The 16,663-nt window shown below is 56.3% G+C and carries 12 protein-coding genes; 8 read left to right on the top strand and 4 right to left on the bottom strand.

Features of this window, described 5'->3' with window-relative positions:
• Nucleotides 1-45: 45 nt before the first annotated feature.
• Nucleotides 46-714, bottom strand: coding sequence for a VTT domain-containing protein (locus QN062_RS05545; RefSeq protein ID WP_369340854.1), 669 nt, complete (start codon nt 712-714; stop codon nt 46-48).
• A gap of 377 nt (nt 715-1,091) precedes the next feature.
• Between QN062_RS05545 and QN062_RS05540 the strand changes: the two genes are divergently transcribed.
• Nucleotides 1,092-2,063: an ATP-binding cassette domain-containing protein gene (locus QN062_RS05540; RefSeq protein ID WP_369340853.1), complete on the top strand. Its 972-nt coding sequence runs from the start codon at nt 1,092-1,094 to the stop codon at nt 2,061-2,063.
• A complete protein-coding gene (locus tag QN062_RS05535; RefSeq protein ID WP_369340852.1) occupies nt 2,050-3,669 on the top strand; it encodes an ABC transporter permease in 1,620 nt (539 codons plus the stop codon). Before QN062_RS05540 ends, QN062_RS05535 begins: the two co-directional genes overlap by 14 nt.
• Nucleotides 3,670-3,798: 129 nt before the next feature.
• Here the strand turns inward: QN062_RS05535 and QN062_RS05530 are convergent, their stop codons facing one another.
• Entirely contained in the window at nt 3,799-5,466 is a 1,668-nt protein-coding gene (locus QN062_RS05530) for a dolichyl-phosphate-mannose--protein mannosyltransferase (RefSeq protein WP_369340851.1), read from the bottom strand.
• A gap of 29 nt (nt 5,467-5,495) precedes the next feature.
• Here QN062_RS05530 and rsmI point away from each other — a divergent pair, with 29 nt between their 5' ends.
• Entirely contained in the window at nt 5,496-6,509 is a 1,014-nt protein-coding gene (gene rsmI / locus QN062_RS05525) for a 16S rRNA (cytidine(1402)-2'-O)-methyltransferase (RefSeq protein ID WP_369340850.1), read from the top strand.
• A gap of 72 nt (nt 6,510-6,581) precedes the next feature.
• On the opposite strand, the gene QN062_RS05520 is transcribed toward rsmI, so the two are convergent.
• Together QN062_RS05520 and QN062_RS05515 are read right to left on the bottom strand one after the other, a co-directional pair.
• Nucleotides 6,582-6,941 carry a hypothetical protein gene (locus tag QN062_RS05520; RefSeq protein ID WP_369340849.1) on the bottom strand — a complete coding sequence of 120 codons (360 nt, stop codon included), beginning with the start codon at nt 6,939-6,941 and terminating at the stop codon, nt 6,582-6,584.
• A complete protein-coding gene (locus QN062_RS05515) occupies nt 6,938-7,741 on the bottom strand; it encodes a hypothetical protein (RefSeq protein ID WP_369340848.1) in 804 nt (267 codons plus the stop codon). The genes QN062_RS05520 and QN062_RS05515 overlap by 4 nt, the downstream gene beginning before the upstream one ends.
• A 150-nt stretch (nt 7,742-7,891) precedes the next feature.
• Here QN062_RS05515 and metG point away from each other — a divergent pair, with 150 nt between their 5' ends.
• The 5 genes from metG (at nt 7,892) to gndA (ending at nt 16,629) form a co-directional block, all read left to right on the top strand.
• A complete protein-coding gene (metG, locus tag QN062_RS05510) occupies nt 7,892-9,778 on the top strand; it encodes a methionine--tRNA ligase (protein ID WP_369340847.1) in 1,887 nt (628 codons plus the stop codon).
• A 372-nt stretch (nt 9,779-10,150) separates the two neighbouring features.
• Nucleotides 10,151-11,107 carry a TatD family hydrolase gene (locus QN062_RS05505; protein WP_369340846.1) on the top strand — a complete coding sequence of 319 codons (957 nt, stop codon included), beginning with the start codon at nt 10,151-10,153 and terminating at the stop codon, nt 11,105-11,107.
• A gap of 278 nt (nt 11,108-11,385) precedes the next feature.
• Complete coding sequence (locus QN062_RS05500) at nt 11,386-13,932, top strand: KUP/HAK/KT family potassium transporter (protein ID WP_369340845.1); 2,547 nt, start codon at nt 11,386-11,388, stop codon at nt 13,930-13,932.
• A gap of 198 nt (nt 13,933-14,130) precedes the next feature.
• Entirely contained in the window at nt 14,131-15,000 is an 870-nt protein-coding gene (locus tag QN062_RS05495; protein WP_369340844.1) for a class II glutamine amidotransferase, read from the top strand.
• A 165-nt stretch (nt 15,001-15,165) separates the two neighbouring features.
• Nucleotides 15,166-16,629 (top strand): NADP-dependent phosphogluconate dehydrogenase, encoded by a 1,464-nt coding sequence (gene gndA / locus QN062_RS05490; RefSeq protein ID WP_369340843.1) that lies wholly within the window; start codon nt 15,166-15,168, stop codon nt 16,627-16,629.
• Nucleotides 16,630-16,663: the final 34 nt, after the last annotated feature.

The following is a 16,663-nucleotide window of genomic DNA, read 5'->3' as shown; positions in this document are numbered from 1 at the left end:
AGCCAAATTTGCGTGGAATCCAAATCGGATATGACTGCCAGATAGTCACTTGGCGTGCGAGGCCGTCTTCTTCTTCCCAAATCTTGCCTTGAAAAGGCCGATAACCGTGGGCAGGAGGGAGACTGCGAGAATCAGGATGATGACCAGCTCAAAATGCTTCTGAACGGCAGGTATGCCGCCAAAGAAGTAGCCCAGGAAGGTGAACAGGCTTGACCAGACGAGACCCCCAAGCACACTGTATGGCGTGAAGCGTGACCATGACATGCCTGAAATTCCTGAGATGAATGGCATGAAGGTTCTGATGATGGGGAAGAAACGGCCAAGAAAGACGGCAAGCGGACCCCATTTTTGAATCATGCTCTCTGTCTTGGCGATTCTTTCCGGTGTGAGCGCCTTGACCTTGCCGGATTCGATGATCTTGCGTCCGAAGAAATGCCCGATGAAGAAATTGCTTTGATCGCCAAGAATGGGTGCGATCCACACCACTGGAAGAAGCACAGCGAGTGTCATGCCACTCTTCGGATCATGTGTGAACACACCTGCGGCAAACAGCAGTGAATCACCTGGCAGGAAAGGCATGAACACTATGCCCGTCTCGATAAAGACAATCAGAAAAATGAACGAATACGTTGGCACCAGGCCAAGGGCAATCCATGATGCAATCGCGCTTCTGGGATCCTTCAGCAATTCGATAAACCAACGGATGACAGCCATATTGCAAAACCCCTTGCTCATCGCGCAGCGCGCATGAATTCCCAACACATCACGATTTCAGCCAAGCTGAATCGTATGTAGAACTTTCGAAACCGAATAACACAATACCAGCTGAGCATGAAGCAGCCTGAGAGCGGGGGAGAGCGCGGGAGCAGAGTAGATGCATCACAGAGGCCGTGAGGCGTATGCGGAAGCGGCTGCAATCTCGCTTATCATGTTGCTTGCCATGCTGAAAATCGCAGTCTGCAAATTCCCTCATCATCTCACCCGTGAGATGGGTGCAACGCCGACCAAAAGCACTATACTGAATCCGAATCGATTCCGAGTCGATTGCAGTTGCTGTTTCATTGGATCACAGAGCTCTGATAGGAGGAGCTATGACTGATGTGGTAACGGTTGAGAATCTTGGGAAAAAATTCGGCAGATTTCAAGCCCTGAGAAGGGTGGGCTTCTCGGTTCGCACAGGAGAGACATTTGGCTTCATAGGTCCCAATGGTGCTGGAAAATCAACCACCATCCGGATTCTTCTTGGCATGCTGAAGGCGGACGAAGGAAGAGCTGAGATCTTCGGCCAGGACGCATGGAACGATGCCGTTGACATTCATCGTCGTGTCGCATATGTTCCCGGAGACGTGTTCCTCTGGCCGAATCTCACCGGGGGAGAGATCATCGACACACTGCTCAGGCTCAATGGCGAACGCCACAGTTCAAGGACCGATGACCTGATTCGTGAATTCAACCTCGACGCCACCAAGAAATCGAGAACATATTCCAAGGGCAATAGGCAGAAGGTTGCGCTGGTCGCGGCATTCTCAAGCAATGCCGATCTCTATGTCTTCGATGAACCCACCAGCGGCCTTGATCCGTTGATGATCGGCATCTTCGAAAATCATGTCCTCGCCTTGAAGGATGCGGGCAAAAGTGTTCTGCTATCCTCGCATATCCTGAGCGAAGTGGAACGGATATGCGACCGAATCGGCATCGTTCGCAAGGGTGAGATCATCGAGGAAGGCACGCTTGACGAGATGAGGCAGTTCAGCCGCAGCATCATCCGAGCCAGGACTGCTCAGCCGCTCGATCGCATCGGTTCGTTGCCATTCGTGTCGCACTTCGATGCGAAGTCAGAGAATGAGGCCGTGTTCTCGGTCGACTCCGACTCGATTGCGAATCTGATAGCCGCGATTCAGCCGCTTGGCATCACATCCTTCGAAAGCACGCCGCCGACCTTGGAAGATCTATTCATGAGGTATTACAACGAGACCCCGTCCGATGGGCCCTCCTCATCAGACAGCCGCCCTGCTGCCACGGAGTCACGAAACATGGAATCGCACGACCATGCGCAGCGCTAGCTTTGCGAATGTCGGTCAGCTGCTACGCATCAATCTGCATGATGATTGGCTGAAAATCACGCTGTGGGTCGTCGGTCTCGTCGCAGTGATCGCTGCGGCGGCGGCCAAGTTCGGCGATCTCTATGGCACCGAAGCCGCCATGAAGGCCATAGTCGAAACCTTGAGGACCCCTTCGATGGTGGCAATGTTCGGACCGTTCTTCGGCACTGAGCCGTATCGCAGTGCAATGATCTATGGCAGCGAGATGACCGTCTTCATGGGCATGTTCTCCGCGATGATGAACATTCACATCGCAGTCGGTGCCACTCGCGCACAGGAAGACCGCGGAACCGTGGAACTTGTTCTGTCGCGATCCACAGGCAGGCAGAGCCCGCTGCTTGCGGCGATCCTTGAACTTGCAGCCGTCAACCTGATTGCCGGGGTCCTTGAAAGCCTCGGCCTCATGGCTGCCTCGGTCCCAGGTTCGGATGCTTCGGGAGACTGGCTCTTTGGGCTTTCGCTCGCTGCGTTCGGCATGATGTTCGGCACCTTCACGCTGCTTATCGCTCAGCTCGCCAGCAATGCGCGAGGCACGACCATGGTGAGCTATCTTCTTCTCGCGGCCCTCTACGTCCTGCGAATGGTGACCGACGTTCAGCGTCCACAGTGGACTCGATGGACGGTCTATGGGTGGATCGAGCTTACCAAGCCCTATGTGGGCAATGACTGGATGCCAGTGCTGTGGATGGCCGCAGTGTGCGTCCTGATGCTTCTGGTCACGGTCCCGCTTGCCTCGGTCAAGGATCTTGGTGCTGGATTGATTCCAGCGAGGGCTGGGCGGGGCGCTGCGAGCATGCTTCTGCGAGGACCGATGAGCCTGCTCGTCCGCTTGGAGCGGGTGAGCGCGGTGATTTGGATTCTGGGCATGTTCGTTCTTGGTGCAAGCTATGGCTCGATCTTTGGAACGGTCGGAGATCTGGCTTCATCCAGCGGCGTCCTTGGGAACTTTCTGGCAGGCACCTCCAAGGCTGCGGGCATTCATGCAATCGTGCTGTCCCTGTCAGGTACGCTGACGAGCATCTTTGCAGTCGTGGTCTCCATTCCTGCGATTTTGGTGATACTCCGTCTCAACGCTGACGAAGGCAAGGGGTATTTGGAGATGCTTCATGCGAAGCGCCTATCTCGTCGGCATCTCAGCCTTGTCTTTCTGATCTTCGCAGCTTTCATAGGTACAGTCTGCCTTGCAGCCGCAGTGCTGGGCTTGGGACTCGTCGGCAATCAGGCAATGGACCAGCCCATCGCGCTGTCCACATACATGCGTGGATTCCTTGGCTTCTGGCCTGCCGTAATGGTTGTCTGCGCTATGGCTGCACTGCTTTCAGGGTGCGCTCCACGCTTCCAGAAAGTGATATGGATCGTCCCAGTATATGGATTCATGTCCCTATATCTCGCAGACCTGATGAATCTGCCGAAGTGGACTCGCCGCCTTTCACCATATGGCTGGGTGAATTCCGTTCCTGCCGGAACCGTCGATTGGGCGACGTTCTCTTGGATGACCGGTCTCAGTCTGGTTCTCTGCGTGATTGCGATCGAATGCTATCGAAGGCGGGACCTTGTGCTCGGCTGAAGCGTATGGCGTGAAGCGCGGTGCGTTTCGCGTAGCTTCGGTGAGTGGCCGTTATCGGCCGCGAGCTTCTGCCATCGTTGTTCTGTGCGGCCGTGCTTCGGTTATATCGCTTCGGTTATATTGTTCCGGTCATATCCAGCTCGGCAGCCACATATGGGCAAGCCAGAATTCGTATGGCACTGGCATGGCAGTCCATATTGGGTAGAAGAACAGAGAGACGATCGAAAGCACGACCAGGACCGCGCCGACGCTGACCCGGTAGTTGACCGCGGCGACGTTCTCTCTGAGCCAGTTGGCGACATAGCAGATCGCCAGCACGATCCAGGGCAAGATCACTATTGAATAGAAGGTGAAGGTGGTCCGGTGCAAATACTGCGCCCAAGGCAGCCATCCTCCGATGAAGCCAGCCGCAACGGCCAGTATTCTCCAATCGCCTTTCTTGATGAAGCAAGCGATCACGATTCCGACCAGGACGCACAATGATCCAAGCCACCATAGCAACGGATTGCCCAATGAAGTCACGGCAACGACGCATTGCGACGAGGGCGACAGCGCGCATAGTCCCGGGCTTCCGTTGACGTTTTCCCAATAGAAGCTGGTCGGGCGTATCTGCAATGGCCATGTGAGCGGGTTCGCCATATAGCTGTGCGGCGTGTCGAGAGTGGTGTGGAAGTCCCACATCTCTCTGTGGTATTCGACGAACGATCTCAGACCCTCCGGCAGCCAGGTGACGCCCTGGCCAGGGTTGTCCGCGGCCCAATTATGCAGATATGAGTCCGAATGCAGGAACCATCCCGTCCAGGAAGCCAGGTATGTGCCAGCCCAGATCGGCAACATGAAGCCAGCGGTCGGAAGAGCGTCCTTCAGGAATCCGTGCGAGAACCAGTTGCGGTATCCTACCTCGCGACGGTTCCACGCATCCCACAGCACTGAGATCACGGAGAAGACCGCAAAGAAGTATATGCCCGACCATTTGGTTCCCGTTGCAAGCCCGAGCAGAATGGCCGCGCCGACACGCCACCATGAGAAGGCAATCCACGGTCCCCGTGCATCGAGCGTCAGTCTGGTTTTTCCCCGGTTCTTGCCGAAACGGATCAGAACCGGCATGAATCTTGCACTCCGACGCTGGGAGTCCTGCGCGTAGGCCGCGGTGAGCCGCTCATATGCCTTGTCCTTGTGAATCAGCAGGCATGCGAAGGCCATGAGCACAAAGATCATGATGAAGTTGTCGAGTAGGGCGGTGCGGCTCATGACGATGCCGAGACCATCGATTGATAGCAGGAATCCCGCGATAAGTGCAATGGGAAGGTTATGGAACATTCGCAGGGCAACCCTGCAGAGGACCAGGATCGCAAGCGTTCCGACGAAGGCCGTGGAGAAGCGCCATGCGAATGCGTCGCCTGCTCCGCCGAAGAATTTCAGGCCGATTGCAATCATCCATTTGCCTATTGGAGGATGCACCACGTATTCGGCTGATTGCAGCCAGCCCTGCGTATCTCCATGGGCGAACAAGGTGTCAATGGGCGTGTTGTTGATGCCAACCGACTTGGGCCAGTTTCTTGGTTCGCCGGTCATCAGCATCGTCCAGGCGTCTTTGACATAGTAAGTTTCGTCGAAGACGATGGCATGGGGCGATCCAAGGCGTGCGAATCGCAGTATTCCGCCAAAGACAGCCATGAGTATGCTCAATGCCCAGGTATACGCAGCATACGCCCGCGATCCAGCGGCAGGCATGAATGATGAAAGCTTCCGCACTGTGGAAGCGTGTCCCCAAGTGTTTTTATTTCGTAAACGCATCAATCCTAAGAGTAGAGGATACTGGAACTATGCAAACGCCCAATGTCCAATTATCACAAGACCCAGCCTTCCAGAAGGGAGAGGAAAGCGAATACGAAGATGAGGATGAACGCAGCGCAGGCGCTGCAGAAGCGGTATCCGAAGGGGATTTGGCGAGGATCGTTCCACGCGGGACCTTGGTTTTGGCCGCAACTCCCATCGGCAATGTATCTGACGCCTCACAGCGTCTGAAATCGCTTATCGAGCACGCTGATCTCGTTGCTGCCGAGGACACCCGCAGGCTGTATGACTTGGCGAACCGACTGGGCTTGCATGTGGGAGGAACCGTCATCTCATATCATGACCACAACGAGCGCGACAAGGCTGACGACATACTTGACCAGGTCGAATCCGGAGCATGCGTCTTGGTCGTTTCCGATGCGGGAATGCCGACGATCAACGATCCTGGATTGGCGGTCGTTCGACGGGCGATTGAGCGTGGACTGCCAGTCACGTGCGCTCCAGGTCCGAGTGCGGTTCTTGATGCCTTGGCGCTTTCGGGATTGCCGACCGACCGCTTCTGCTATGAAGGTTTTCTCCCAAGACGTCATTCCGAACGTGTTCAGCACTTGCGGATGTTGCAGTCCGAGCAGCGCACCATCGTTTTCTATGAGACGCTGCACCGCATCGCAGATTCGATCGTTGACGTTCTCGACGCCTTCGGCCCCAATCGGCGCATGGCGTTGTGCCGAGAGCTGACCAAGGACTACGAGCAGATACGGCGTGGGACCATAGGCGAGATTCGGCAGTCGATCGTTGACGATCCGCCTCGTGGTGAGATGGTGCTCGTCATCGCTGGCGCAAGTGAGGATGAGGCGATGGCCGCTGCGCCTTCGAATCTGTCGGCGGAGGATTTGGCGGTGCTGGCCATTGATCGCGCCTTGGAAGACGGCATCCGCATAAAGGATGCCATCGCCGTCGTCGCGCAGGAGCACCCATTGCCCGATGGTTCGCTGCCCAACCGCAAGCAGATTTATTCCGCAGTCCTGGAACTCAAGTCCTAGGGCGGCGTTGCCTTTCGAATGGGGCTTAACGTCGCCTATCGTCGCCTGACTGCCGCGCAGCATCATTCAGCATCAGGAGCCCAGCGAATCCAATAGAATTCTCATGCAGCGCGCGACGTTTGGGCCGCCAGCCTGGGCGATGTATTCGAGCAGCTCAGGAGTCGCCGATGTGTTTGCGATGACCCATTGACGCAGCTCCGGACGCTCGTGCGCAATCGACCACAGTGCGTCGAGTGGCGTTGCCGGATCGCATGCAGTCAACGCGGTCTGGGGAAGCGGAGGCTTGGGCGGATCGAGGGCATTGCCCTGCAAGGCAGAGTCATCGCCTGCATTCGGGTGAATGGGCAGCAGCCTTTGCTCGCAGGGCTTTCGGAAAGATGTGAAGAAGCGCCGCGAGTGTCTTGCGGTTCGGTGCGCATCGCGTCGGGTCATTGCCTTGCCTGAGCCAGACACTCGGTCGGTGCGCTTCTTGGAATTCGGCCGTTCATTCGTTTCGCCATGTGCGCGGCGTCAGCATTGGTTCCCGATCCATGCTCATTCAGCGGTCCATCATGGCAAACCGCTTCGATTTCATCTTCCGGAACATGGGCTTTCCCGCTGCCATGCGACATGTGTGTCCTGAGCGTGCGGGAGCCGGACAGGAAAACAATCATTCTCATGATTTCCAAGCCTTTCGCATGCCCCGGCCAACGCTGATTGTCGATCAATAGCTCCATGCATTCTTCAGGTTCGACATCATAGAGCTCCAGCATCCTGCTGATGGTCTCGACCGACTCGTTGAAGCTTTCGCTCGTGTCTTCGTTGCATGCGATGTCGCACGCCGTTCTCGTTGGTGAAGTGAGCAGCAAGGTTCCTATCTGAACCATATGGTCTGCCCCGATTCGTCGGTTATTCACACGGATCAGGTGGCCGTGGACGGCGGCGCGAAAATGCGAATTCGAGATTATGTCAATGGTCCCGGGGAATTTCCCACCGGACCATATCCATCGCGCAAGGTATGTGCATGCTGCGGCGCCGATCGGAACCAGGCGGGCCGCGATTGACGCTCGACCATAGAGGGTATGCAGGTTCTCATTTGAGAAGCAGCTATGGTCATCCATCTTCGTAACGATTCTCAATGTGCTCAGATACCTCATGCTCAGAGGCCCTGGCAGGGAATCGATGTCGATGAATGTGTCGGGCCGCCTTCGGCTTGCGGCATGTTGCGATGATCGCTGCTGAATGACTTTCATGCCAAGAAACTACGCGAAAGCTCAGGGCGATGTGGCAAGGGTCGGCTCAGCAGGTGCAGTTGTGGATATTCGCCCAGCAGTCGGTGGATTGTGGATAAGCCTGTGAAACATGTTGTCTGCTGTCCTCGCCGACACCAATAATCAAGGACTATGAGTCATATCCTTGTTTCGGTCGCTTGGCCGTATGCTAATGGTCCACGTCATATAGGTCATGTCGCCGGTTTCGGAGTGCCGTCCGACGTGTATGCGCGCTACGAGCGCATGAAAGGCAATGACGTCCTGATGGTTTCCGGCACAGACGAGCATGGAACCCCGATTCTCGTTCAGGCGGAGGCCGAGGGCGTGAGCGCGCAGGAGCTCGCCGATCGCTACAGCCGTGTCATATCGAAGGACCTGTGTGACTTGGGTTTGAGCTACGACCTGTTCACCAGAACGACGACTGGCAATCACGAGCATGTCGTGCAGGAGATGTTCGAACAGTGCCTGAAAAACGGATACATATATAAAGGGACGCAGAAGGTCGCCATTTCGCCATCGACAGGGCGCACGCTACCAGACCGCTACATCGAGGGAACGTGCCCGATCTGCGGGGCGTCCGGCGCTCGAGGCGACCAGTGCGATAACTGTGGCAATGAGCTTGACCCCGATGAACTGATCGACCCCGTGTCCAAGATCAACGGCGAAACTCCCATCTTCAAGGAAACGGAGCACTTCTTCCTTGACCTTCCGGCACTTGCCGAGGCAAACCTTGCATGGCTGAAAACCCGCAAGGGTTGGAGAACCAACGTCATCAACTTCTCACTCGGCCTGTTCAAGGAAGTGAAGCCACGCGCGATAACCCGCGACATTGATTGGGGCATTCCCATCCCCGTGGATGGCTGGATCGACAACCCCAACAAGCGCCTGTATGTGTGGTTCGATGCCGTGATCGGCTATCTTTCAGCTTCCATCGAGTGGGCGCGTCGCCAAGGAGACCCTGATGCATGGCGTGCATGGTGGAATGATGAGGATGCGCCCGGCTACTATTTCATGGGCAAGGACAACATCACCTTCCATTCCCAGATCTGGCCATCCGAGCTGCTGGCATACAACGGCGAGGGTTCCAAGGGTGGCGAAGCCGGAGAGTTCGGAAAGCTCAACCTCCCGCAGGAAGTCGTGGCAAGCGAGTTCCTCTCCATGGAAGGCAAGAAGTTCAGCTCTTCGCGGGGCATCGTCATCTATGTCAAGGACATTCTTGCACGGTATCAGGTGGATGCCGTGCGCTACTACATATCGATCGCAGGTCCTGAAACTTCGGATGCCGACTTCACATGGTCCGAGTTCGTGCGCCATAACAATGAAGAGCTTGCTTCGAGCTGGGGCAATCTGGTCAATCGCGTGGCGAATCTGCTGTTCAAGCATTTCGGCGCAATCCCAGAGGTCGATGAATCGACACTCAGCGACGAAGACACCGCATTGCTCGAAGAGAGCGCGAAGGCCTTCGACACTGTCGGGGATCTGATCGAGCGCCATCGGCAGAAGGCGGCCTTGGGCGAGGCGATGCGCATCGTCGGTGAAATCAACAGGTATATCTCCGCCGAAGAACCTTGGAAGATAAAGGACGATGAAGACCGTGTGGCCTGCATTCTTCACACGGCGGCTCAGGCCGTAAGCGACGCGAACGTGCTTCTTGCGCCTTTCCTGCCTCATTCCGCTCAGAAGGTATTCGAGACGATGGGTGGCAAGGGCACGTTCTCGCCATTGCCGCATCTCGAGCAGGTCCATGACCTGGATAAGCCTGAATTCGAGTATCAGATCATAACCGGCACATACAAGCTTGGCGTGAACGTGCATCCTTGGAAGCGCGAGCCTTTGGTCGATGGGACGCCCATCTCCAAGCCATCCCCGATTTTCCAGAAGATTCCCAAAGAAGCCGTTCAAGAGGAACTCGACAGATTCCAGTCCGAGCTCGATGCCAGACGAGTGAAGGAGGCTGAGCGCTTGGCCAAGGCCAAGGCGGATCTTGCGAAAGAGAAGGAGAAGACGCAGGAAGCGTGACGGCTGCCTGTCGGCTTCAGGATTGCAGGTGAAGGCCTGCTGTCTGCAATGTAGATTGGTCACAATCCAGACACATGATTCTCAGATAACTTTTAGGAAAGCACATCATGTTACCAAGGATCGGCTGGTTATATATGAATTGTCAGCAGATGGTAGCGCTGATGAGGTTCCCAATCGAATCCCCTAACTGAATCCCTTCTTCTCTCTTCTCTAATCCCGACGGTTCCCCCCGTCGGGTTTCTTCTTTTTATGGCCCGCTTGGAACGCCGGGCATGGATGCCCAGTCTGAACGCCCAGCTTGAATGCCCAGCATGGTGAAGGTTCGCCGAGGCCGATGCCTCATCGGTCGGCACTTCGCACACAATGGGATATATGAGCAAACATCATCGCAATCGCAGCTGGGCGCCTGCTCCGCAGCCACTCCCAGAGGACGCCACCGTCATCGATGACCATACGCATGTGGCATCCGTCGTTCCATTTGCGCGCGAAATGAACCGCCAGGCGCACGAGCGAGGTCAGGCTGATGTGCCCGTATTCTCTGTCGACGAGCTGCTGAACAAAGCCAAGGACTCTGGCGTCGAGGGAATCATCGATGTCGGTTGTGAGCTGCCGCATCTGCAGACGGCAATAGAGATGGCTCTGCAGCATCCAGATTCGGTGCATGCTGCAGTCGCCATTCACCCCAACGAAGCTGTACTTCACGGGCATCGCGGTGTCCCTGGCCCGGACGGATTGCCGGTGAAATATCAACCCTGGCACGACGCAAGCTTCGAGGAAGCATTCGCGAAGGTCGGCGAGCTTGCCAAGGCCTACCCCCGACAGGTCGTAGCCATAGGGGAGACCGGGATGGATCTTTTCAGGACTGGCGAGGCTGCCATCGACATGCAGCGCGAAGCCTTTCGCGCCCATATAGCCCTTGCCAAGGAGCTGAATCTACCGATGCAGATTCATGACCGTGACGCCCACCAGGAGGTGGTCGAGACCTTGCTCAGGGATGGCGCACCGGAAAGAACCGTGTTTCATTCCTATTCGGGCGATGCCGAGATGGCCGAGATTGCCCGGCGCCACGGTTGGTATCTGAGCTTTTCGGGAACGGTGTCGTATAAGGGCAACGACGGCATACGCGAATCGCTCAGAATCGTCGGACTGGACCATGCGATGGTCGAGACCGATGCCCCGTACCTGTCGCCGATGCCCTTCCGCGGCCGCACCAACGCCCCATATATGATTCCCTACACGCTTGGAGCAATGGCAGACGCCGTCGACCTGCCCGTGGCGGAGGTCGCCCGCGCCACGCGCAGGACCACGCGGGCGGTATACGGCATCTGAGAAGAGTGCCGGATTGGATGGAGAGAAGCCTTCAGACATGGAAAAGACGGCATCCTTCCTTTCCGCGCGTGGTTTCTCTTGGACCTTCATAGGCCGCAACCAATTCGCATGAATGCCGCTCCAGACTTGGTCGATCGCTGCAGAGGGGACAGGGCAATCCGATTCGCGCAAAACCTGAAGCGTGAAAGTTCAGTATGGATATGAAAGGTGCTAACGTGTATCGGACGCGTAATTAACTCGTGAGGCAGCCTTACCAATCGACTGCCATTGGAGGGTGTATGGCTGGAACACAGCATGATTCATCTGCTGAGAGCAACGACACGAACGAGGATATCAACAGATCCCATTCACATGCCGAAAGCATCGATGACAACGCTTCGGAGAATCATAGTTCGGACTCCCATGGTTCGCGCGGCAAGTCGACTGAATCCATGGACGGAAATTCGAATACGAGAGATTTCGCCGAAGACACCGCAGTTACCCAGATCATCAGAAAGCAGGATGTCGAGGATGAGGCATCAGAGAAGTCTGGGGCATCAGAGAAGTCTGAGATCTCCGGGAAGCCTGGGACATCAGAGAAGACAAAGGTGGAGGACAGCGTCACCCATGATGTGATTCCTGAATCCATCCTTCCGGCGGAGAGCATCACCAAGGCCCCCAAGGTCTCCAAGCAAGGCAGGACCCGCGAAGAAAAGGCGGCGATGAAGCGAGCTCGCAAGGAGGCCATGCGTGAGGCGTCTCTTCTTGCGAAGAAGCCTCGAGGGCCATTCGGCCGACTGCTGCGCCGCGCGCGACAGTCTCCCGATAAGATCACCTTTGGCATGGCGATCGTCGCTCTCGGCGTGGTCTACGGCGATATCGGCACATCTCCGCTCTACATGGCGCAGACATTCCTCGCCGGTCAGGGAGGTCTCGAGAACACGAACCGCCCTGCAGTCCTGGGCATGCTCTCCCTTGTGTTCTGGTCGATCACGCTTATCACAACCGTCAAATACGTTCTGATCGCCATGCGCATCGACAACAAGGGAGAGGGCGGCATCTTCGCCCTATACAGCCTCGTGCGCCGACATGCACGCTGGCTGGTCATTCCTGCAATGCTGGGCGGCGCGGCATTCCTCGCGGATTCGGTGCTCACGCCAGCGGTTTCCATCTCTTCGGCCGTCGAAGGTCTGAAAACCTTGCCGATGCTGACATCTGTGTTCGGCGACAATGAGAATCTCACTCTTATGATAACCGTTGTCGTCATTCTGATTCTCTTCTCGGTGCAATCGCGAGGCACTGAACGCATCGGCAAGGTATTCGGCATAACCGTCATGGTTTGGTTCGGCTTCCTTGCCATTGCCGGGGTCGTGAACCTTGGCAACGACTGGTCGGTATTTGCCGCACTCAATCCGTTGTATGGCATTCAATTTCTATTCAGCCACAACAATGCCGCCGGTCTTGCCATCATGGGAACGGTCTTCCTGTCAACGACCGGTGCCGAGGCTCTGTATTCGGATATGGGGCATGTCGGACGTGGCAACATATATGCCACATGGCCGTTCATCAAGGTCGCCCTCGTCCTGAACTACTTCGGCCAGGGTGCCTGGATGCTGCGAAACCAGAACAACAAGGCGTTGCATGGCCTGACGAATCTCAACCCGTTCTTCCAGATGCTCAACCCAAGCGTGCGCTACGCTGCGGTCCTGCTTTCGGTCGCCGCGGGCGTCATAGCGTCGCAAGCCTTGATCACGGGTGCCTTCACGATGGTTTCCGAAGCCACCGGTCTGAATTGGATGCCGCATCTGCAGGTTCGCTACCCGGCTCGCACGCGCGGCCAGCTCTACATTCCGGTCGTCAACCTGGTACTGTGCACGGCCACCCTTGTGGTTCTGGGGCTGTTCAGGGACTCCGAACACATTGCCGCCGCGTATGGTCTGGCGCTCACCATCACCATGATCACGACAACCGTGCTCCTAGGCGTATATATCTGGTTCGAGCACAGGCATGTGCTTGCAATCATATTCACGGTTGTGTTCCTGGCAATTCAGACGCTGTTCTTCCTTGCATCGATGGCGAAGTTCCTGCATGGTGGCTGGTTCACCATGCTGCTTACGATTGCCAGCCTGTTCATCATGTACACCTGGGACGAGGGGACGAGAGTCGAGCGCTCGCAGCGAAGACACATGAATCCAAAGGAATTCCTTCCGGCGTTGGACATGCTGCACAAGGATTTCAGAATCCCGTACTTCGCGGATAATCTGGTCTATCTGACATCCGACTCGGAGATGGGACGTCTGGATACGGACATATTCTTCTCGATCTTCGCGGATCATCCAAAGCGTGCCCGCGCGTGGTGGTCGGTGTCGGTGCAGACGACTGACGACCCGTTCACCCGCGAATATTCGGTTGAGAACTTCGATACGAACCATATGTTTCGTGTCCGGATCCGTCTTGGATTCAAGGTGGACCCAAACGTTGCAACCTATCTGCATCAGATCATGCATGAGCTGATAGACAACGGCGAGCTGCCAAAGCAGACCTCGCTCTACCCCAAGGTGGACGAGGATCCGCAGATAGGAACCATCAAGTACGTCCTCGTGCATAAGGCCCTCATGCCCGAATCGAAGATAACGACGCGCGGCGCAATCTCGCTGCAGGTGAAGTATGCCATCAGGCATGTCGCCGGTTCTCCCGTCAAGTGGTTCGGGCTGGCGCCATACAACCCACTGGTTGAGGTCCAGCCGCTCTTCGTCTCCACGCGCCCGGTCCCGCGCCTCAAGCGCATTGCCTTGCGGCGCTCGCGCCGTCACTCGAGCACGGTTCGGCATAATCCCAAGGAGTGATCGCACCGGATATGATGCCGCCCATATTGCCTGCGCGATCTTTCGCTGTGAGACCTTTTACACAGCCAACTCAAAGAACTGGCATAATGTAGAGCATCGGTGACCATTTATGCTGAGTGTCAGCTGCCATGGGCATGATGTAGCTTCGTGCTCACTGCATCTGACACTCTGCTTTTACGTTTAGGTGCAATGCGAATTATGTGCAGATTATTAGGGTATGCAACGGACGGCCGCAATCTCAGTCTGGAGGAAGTGCTCGGGCATGAGGCGGTTGTGGAGTTTCGGGAGATCTCCAAGATCCACAACGATGGCTGGGGTACCGCACTACTCGCTGCAACCCAGGAGGAGCCATTCAGCAAGGATGGCGGAGCGCCGAGTCCGGAGACCGAAAATCGCTTTTATCGTTCCACCGTTGCCGCAGAGTTTGATTCTGCCTTCGAGGCATTCGCCGCACAGCCTGCACGCGGCGCAATATATCATCTGCGTCTTGCATCTTCCAACATCCCATTGATCATGGAGAATCAGCAGCCTTTCTACAGTGGAGGACTTGCCTTCAGCCATAATGGCGATATCAGCGACGACGAAGGCCGCAACATCGTCGAGAATTCCGACTTTCCGATCGATAGGGACCTTTTTCTCAGCACTGGTGGGAAAAGCGATACGGCGATGTATTTCTCGGTCGTTCTGCAGGAACTCAGCGAGGGATACTCTCTTGAGCAGGCGGTGAGCCAGGCGATCGGAAAGCTTCGCAAGGTCTATCCGAAATCATCCTATAACTGCCTTGTCCAAAGTCGCGACCAGCTTGTCTGCGTGCGGGCTTCGGGAAGAGTCGAGACCCCTCCCCGAATCACAGAGATATATCGGGAATACGGTGTCGAGAGGCATGCGCTTGATTACAGGGCCATACGCTACCGCGAAATCAAGGGCGATCAGGGGGAACACGTGGGCGTTGTAGTCGCATCGTCCGGATTCACCCAGCGACCGGAAGATGGCTGGGTCGAACTGCAGAACAACGAACTCATCTCCATATCGAACAGAACCGGAGAATATTCAATCCGCTCGCTGTGAAGTTTCGAGCGAATATCCAGCCTGTGGTCAAGTTAAGGCAATAGAATCGATTCGGTATTACTGGAAAAGGAATGCCTCGTCGAAGGTTTGGCAGCTCGGTGGTTTGCGACGTGTCTTCGCATTGAGCCGCGTCGCGCGCGCTGCTGACAGAGGAAAGGGGATGCGATGACAGAGGAACAGGCAAACATTGGCGTTGTTGGACTCGCTGCTATGGGGGCAAGTCTGGCGAGGAATCTCGCTCACCACGGCAACACCGTCGCAGTGTTTAACCGTCACTATTCGCGCACTGAGACTTTGATGGATGAACACGGTTCAGAAGGCAGCTTCATTCCTTCGAAGACCGTGGAGGAGTTCGTTCATTCGCTTGCAAAGCCTCGCACGGCAATAATCATGGTGCAGGCGGGGGCTCCGACGGATGCGGTGATCAACGAGCTGGCGGATGTGATGGAAAAGGGCGACATCATCGTCGATGCAGGCAACGCCTATTTCAAGGACACGATTCGTCGCGAAAAGGAAATTCGCGCACGTGGCTTGCACTTTGTGGGCTGCGGCGTTTCCGGCGGCGAAGAGGGCGCGCTCCTCGGGCCTTCCATGATGCCTGGCGGCACCGATGAATCCTGGAAGACCCTCGGACCGATTCTGAAATCAATCGCAGCAGTTGCCGAAGGCGAGCCCTGCGTGACGCATATCGGCACCGACGGCGCTGGCCATTTCGTAAAGATGGTGCATAACGGCATCGAATATGCCGATATGCAGGTCATCGCGGAAAGCTACGACCTGATGCGCCGTGGGCTGGGCATGGCACCGAAGGAGATCGCCGACGTATTCGCTGAGTGGAACAAGGGCGACTTGAACTCCTACCTGATAGAGATCACCTCTCAGGTGCTGAGCCATGTCGATGAGAAGACCGGCAAGCCATTCATTGACATCGTCACCGATCAGGCTGGCATGAAGGGCACCGGTACATGGACGGTTCAGACGGCTCTCTCTCTCGCAACGCCGGTCACCGGCATCGGCGAGGCAGTGTTCGCCCGCGGGCTCTCTTCCGAGGCCGGGCTTCGCAAGGAAGCTCAGGAGAAGGTGCTGCAAGGGCCTGATCCAACCGAGTTCCTCTCCAGGATCGCCAACGATGCAGAAGCGAAGAAGGCCTTCATCGAAGATATTCGCGAGGCACTCTATGCTTCGAAGATTGTCGCCTATGCGCAGGGCTTCACCGAGATTGAGGCGGGCGCCAAGGAATACGATTGGACGATCGATCTGGGTGCCGTCGCCCGTATCTGGCGTGGTGGCTGCATCATTCGAGCCAAGTTCCTCAACCGCATCTCCGATGCCTATGGTTCGGGCGAAAGCTTTGGCTCACTGCTCTTCGACCCATTCTTCAAGAAGGCCGTTGAGAACGCTCAGGGATCCTGGCGTCGCGTGGTCTCCACCGCTGCAGAGGCTGGCGTTCCAGTGCCGGTGTTCTCAAGCTCCCTGGCCTATTACGACGGTTTGCGCTCCAAGCGTCTGCCTGCAGCACTGATCCAAGGCCAGCGTGATCTCTTCGGTGCCCATACCTATGGCCGTGTCGACGAACCAGGCGCCTTCCACACCCTCTGGGCCGGAGACCAGAAGGAAATCAAGGCATAAGCCAGGATTCAAAGCCTTCGTTCATCGGTGGCTT

Origin of the sequence: Bifidobacterium sp. WK012_4_13 (assembly GCF_041080835.1) — a bacterium.
Lineage (GTDB): Bacteria > Actinomycetota > Actinomycetes > Actinomycetales > Bifidobacteriaceae > Bombiscardovia > Bombiscardovia fermentum.
Note: the sequence above shows the minus strand (reverse complement) of the source record. Positions and strands in the feature narration are given on the sequence as shown.